Source organism: Candidatus Symbiopectobacterium sp. NZEC135 (assembly GCF_025962695.1).
Genome location: NZ_JAGFPF010001147.1, coordinates 1 through 690, shown reverse-complemented (window position 1 = coordinate 690; position 690 = coordinate 1). Strand labels below are relative to the sequence as shown.

General features: G+C 59.9%; 1 protein-coding gene and 1 pseudogene. Both read right to left on the bottom strand.

The annotated features are described in order from the left end of the window. Nucleotides 1–220, bottom strand: a pseudogene (locus tag J5224_RS33000) (ABC transporter ATP-binding protein); the annotation flags it as partial. After that, on the bottom strand, nt 211–690 hold a 480-nt coding region (locus J5224_RS32995; protein WP_264629123.1), incomplete at its 5' end, for an ATP-binding cassette domain-containing protein. The pseudogene J5224_RS33000 and the gene J5224_RS32995, both read right to left, overlap by 10 nt.

Here is a 690-nt window from a genome sequence, read left to right as displayed (position 1 = left end):
GATAATGCAGATATCCTGTCAGCACCACGCCCACGCCTAGCGGCAGCAACCACAACGATGCATCATCCACGCGGTGATCCAGCAGGGCGCGAATGATGGGCACCACCAGCACAAAGGTCAGCCCTTGCATCAGACAATAGCCGCACACCCACAGCAAATAATGACGCAGCAACAGCGCGTGAGATTTCCCCATCAGTCTGGTCAATCGCATCAACAGCATATCGCCTCCTGCTGCCCTTGTTGTGCCGCCCACAGCCGCGCATATTCACCGCCGCGGGCCAGCAAATCGGCATGGCACCCTTGTGCCTCAATGCGGCCGTGCGACAGCACGACAATGTTGTCGGCGTGCGTGATGGTCTCCAGCCGGTGGGCGATCACCAGCACCACCTGACGACGCTGGTGGGCGATCAACGCATTGAACGCAGCCTGTATCGCCGCTTCTGATTCGGCGTCCGCCTGTGCGGTAGGCTCATCCAGCACCAGCACGGCGGGTTGCAGCAACAGCGCACGGGCAATGCTGACCCGCTGCGCTTCACCGCCAGACAGTGTGGCATCATCGCCGTATACCGATTGATAACCGCGCGGCAAACGCAGGATGCGTTCATGAATATACGCGGCCTTGGCAGCAGCAATGACCTGTTCTTCACTGGCCTGCGGATCGCCCAACGCGATGTTGTCATACAGGCTCAT